General features: G+C 51.4%; 4 protein-coding genes and 1 pseudogene. 2 read left to right on the forward strand and 3 right to left on the reverse strand.

What is annotated here, in order from left to right; all coding sequences use genetic code 11:
• Together ACXJJC_RS02670 and ACXJJC_RS02675 are read left to right on the forward strand one after the other, a co-directional pair.
• A pseudogene (locus ACXJJC_RS02670) lies at positions 1-248 on the forward strand (asparagine synthetase B); the annotation flags it as partial.
• Entirely contained in the window at positions 239-619 is a 381-nt protein-coding gene (locus ACXJJC_RS02675; protein WP_456369276.1) for a YkgJ family cysteine cluster protein, read from the forward strand. The pseudogene ACXJJC_RS02670 and the gene ACXJJC_RS02675, both read left to right, overlap by 10 nt.
• Here ACXJJC_RS02675 and cooS read toward each other — a convergent pair.
• The 3 genes from cooS to ACXJJC_RS02690 all read right to left on the reverse strand — a co-directional run bounded on the left by cooS (position 616) and on the right by ACXJJC_RS02690 (position 3398).
• Complete coding sequence (cooS, locus tag ACXJJC_RS02680) at positions 616-2487, reverse strand: anaerobic carbon-monoxide dehydrogenase catalytic subunit (RefSeq protein WP_456369279.1); 1872 nt, start codon at positions 2485-2487, stop codon at positions 616-618. The two genes, ACXJJC_RS02675 and cooS, sit on opposite strands and share 4 nt — an antisense overlap.
• Positions 2488-2554: 67 nt before the next feature.
• Positions 2555-3175, reverse strand: a complete 621-nt coding sequence (locus tag ACXJJC_RS02685) for a hypothetical protein (protein WP_456369281.1) — start codon at positions 3173-3175, stop codon at positions 2555-2557.
• A 52-nt stretch (positions 3176-3227) separates the two neighbouring features.
• A complete protein-coding gene (locus tag ACXJJC_RS02690) occupies positions 3228-3398 on the reverse strand; it encodes a FaeA/PapI family transcriptional regulator (protein WP_456369283.1) in 171 nt (56 codons plus the stop codon).
• Between the last annotated feature and the right edge of the window lie 215 nt (positions 3399-3613).

Below are 3613 nucleotides of genomic sequence, written 5' to 3' on the forward strand. Positions count from 1 at the left end.
ACCTCAGCTTCGATATAATAGAGGTTGCCCTGTCCATTTTTTTGGGTTTGGGGGGGGGGGGGGGTGACGGCGTCGTGAGGAAGTACATTCTCAGGGAGATCGCAGGGAGGTTCATTCCGAGAGAGGTGGCGTACAGGGACAAGAGGGCCATACAGTACTCGACGAACACCTATAGAATACTTGAGAGAATCGCAAAGAGGTCCGGTGTGAGTCTCCAGGACTTTTTACGGGGTCTGAAATGGAAGTGAAGCTGAGGTGCTCTGAGATTGCATGCTGCGAGTGCTGCAAGGATACGGAAATGCAGCTCAGTGAGAGGGATCTGAGGAGAATCGAGAAACTTGGATACTCGAGGGAGGACTTCAGCATCGTGATTGACGGTGTGAGGGTTCTGAAAAATGTCGACGGAAAATGCTTCTTTCTGAAGAACTGCAAATGCGAAATTTACGAACACAGGCCCGTGGGTTGCAGACTCTACCCGGTCGTCTACGACGTGGAAAAGGGAAAGGCCACCGTCCACGATTTCTGTCCGATTGGCAGCGAAGTACCAAAATCCAAAATAAAAAAGGTTGAGAGGTTGCTGATCAGGCACATCTCGGACATATACGGCTTTCTTCCCTAGAGCCCGAGCTTCTTCCTCTTTTCCTCAATAACCTGTACCAGCTTCTCCGCAGCCTTCACAGGATCTTCCTCGACCATAACCTTTCCGCCAGTGAGCCCCTCCACATCCTCGGTGAAGAGCCTGACGGCATCCTCGCTACCGGTTATTGGCGGTATCGGGGAGACGTGCACAGTCAGACCGTACGCCACTGCAAATATCGCATCAATCGTCGCCTTCTGCTCCATGTACTCTGGTGCAGTAGCAACAACCGGAAGGTCGGGTATGTCAACTCCGAGGGCCTCAGCAATCACCTTGAGCAGGTAAGCCGCTCTGCCCGTGTCGGTGCACGTGCCGAAGCTGAGCACCGGTGGGATGCCGAGAGCCTTGCACACCTGCTTTAACCCCTCGCCTGCAAGATCAACGGCCTCCATGCTCGTCAGTCCAGCCTGCTGCATTGCAGCATTTCCGCACCCCATCGAGAGAACGAGTACGTCCTTCTTGATGAGTTCCTTGGCTATTGTAACGGAGTGGGTGTCGTGGGGACCGTTCTTCAGAGTCGTACAGCTGACGAGGGCGGCGATTCCCTTTATGCTGCCGTTCTTCAGCGCGTCGAAAAGGACGTTCAGGTCGTTGTTCAGGGCCTTGAGGATCGCTTCGGGCGAGAAGCCAACTGTGATCTTCTTCTTGTTCTCCACCTTTATCGGCTCGATGTTCTTTCTCCTTTCCCTGAAGTTCTCTATCGCCATGTCGATTAGCTTCATCGCGATTTCCTCGGCCTTTTCGGGCTCGTAGTCGAGTCCCTCGTTTATTCCCCTTAACCTCACAAGCTTGCTGACCGGCACTATTTTGACGCCGTACTTCTGGTAGAGCGGGAGGCTCGGGAGCGTGCAGTTCATGTCCGCAGCAAACACGTCAATTCCTCCCATCGCCAGCACGTACTCCTGGACTATCCAGTTGCCCACGAGTCCGACGAAGACCGGACTTGAGACCCTCTGGAGAATCTCCTGGCCTGTTTCAATGAACCCAACGATTCTGAGCCCCTTCGCTCCTGCCTGCCTCGCCCTTTCCTGGATATCCTCCCTCTCGGCAAGCTTTATCAGAGCCATTCCGACGAAGGGTTCGTGGCCGTTAACGGCTATGTTCACGTACTCCGGATCGACGATGCCGAAGTCCGCATAGGCCTCGTGTGGCATCGGAGTGCCGAACAGGATGTCCTGGATTGTTTCCACGACGAGCTGGGCACCAAGGCATGTAACGATGCCCATCCTCATGCTCTTCATGGCGAGGGAGACGTAGTTTGAGTCGACGTTGGTCATGGACGAGCTGCCAACGGTCAGGAGCTCCTGGAACACCCCGTTTGGAATCAGACCGAGCTTCTCCCACACCTCTCTCCTCTTCTCCGGGGTGAACGCAAGGACGATCCTGCTCGGTTCGTGTGAGCTCAGGTCCGCAATCACAAAATCAGCAACCTTGATAGCGAGATCCTTTACGTCGTCTCCCTCAATTCCGAGCTGCTGAGCGAACCACTTCAGCTTCTCAACGTCCTTTATCTCGTAGGGAGTCTTACCCTCTGCCGTCGCCTTGAGTGTTTTGGCTGCCTCAATCGCGTGGTATGTGTATGCTTCTGTCCCGAGCATGTTCAGGTGGACGAAGTTCCTCGTGACCATTCCTGCGGCGTCAATTCCGCACGCTCCGTACTCCTTACCCGGCCCAATTCTGCACGGCCCCATGCTGCAGAGCTGGCAGCTCAGCCCCTGTGTGCAGTATGGACACCTGCCCTTTTCCTGGGCGTTAAACCTGTCGATAACGTTCGAAACGCCCTGTCCAGAAACGATTTCGTACATTCTCTGCACGCTTTCGTGCTGGCTAACTTTTCCTTCCAGTTTCATATTTTCTAAAATAGCGGTGAATTATATCATGGTTTTCCCTAAAAAATTAGGCCACCAAAAATATAGATCATACATGATAAATAATTAAAAGAAGCGAAACCGCGTTGAGCGTGACAGACGCAAGCAGGTACAAACCCAGAGACTTCAGACTCATCCTGACGAAAAACGGCAGTGCGAGAGCGAGCGTAAAGATTGAGAGAACAGGATAGGTTGCAAAAGACACTGCAGAGTACTGAGCGATTCCGGCAATTGCAGTTCTCCTGTCAGAGTAGATGAACGAGTCTGCCAGCAGCACACCTGCAAACGCAAACGAGACGAACGCCAGAAACGCCGGTACTTCGGAGAGATATGATGCGGGAATTGTCGTGAGCAGAGACGAGAAAATCACGTATTTTCTGAAGTCTTTTCTGAATGCAATGGATAGGAGAAGCGGTATCGAGTAGAGCACGATCGCGTGATTCCAGGTGGCCGTGATTGCTATGAGCGATGCTGCGGTTACGAGGACCGCATAGTCACCCACACCTGCCTTTCCCTTGAATATCACGTTGTGACCGGCAGCCACGGCGAAAAAGACTGACAGAGACGCGAGAAGTTCGATTGGTGTGAGTTCAGGAAGCGCGAGAACCATAGACGCGAACCATATTGACGTAGCGCCGTGCATCCTCGGGATTATTTTTCTGAAGTCCATGAGTAATGGTGCACCTGAGAAAATATAACAAAATACCCAAAAATCTTAGGGATCAGACGGAGTAGTAACACCTTTTCGGACTTTTTATTTTCCCCTCCTTTTTCAGCTTCGATATTATTTTCGAGACCTCCTTGCTGTCCAACCCGGCAAGTTCGGCAATCTCCTTCGTCTTCAGCGGCTTTCCTGCACTCTTCAAAACCTCGATAATTTTCTCCTCAGACATTTTGATCACCTGATTGAAAGTGTACTGTTACGGAATTTAAACTTTTCTGTATCGATTACGAAACAACCATCAAAGCATCATTTCCACCACCAGTCTCCTCAACCCAAAATCTGAAAGTCTAACCAGGACTCGTACAAGACTGTCCAAAACACTACACAGAGATCTGCAGCAAACCTTTTAATTTGCCATTTTTATAACATAAACTTTTAATTTTC

Source organism: Geoglobus sp., from assembly GCF_054018175.1.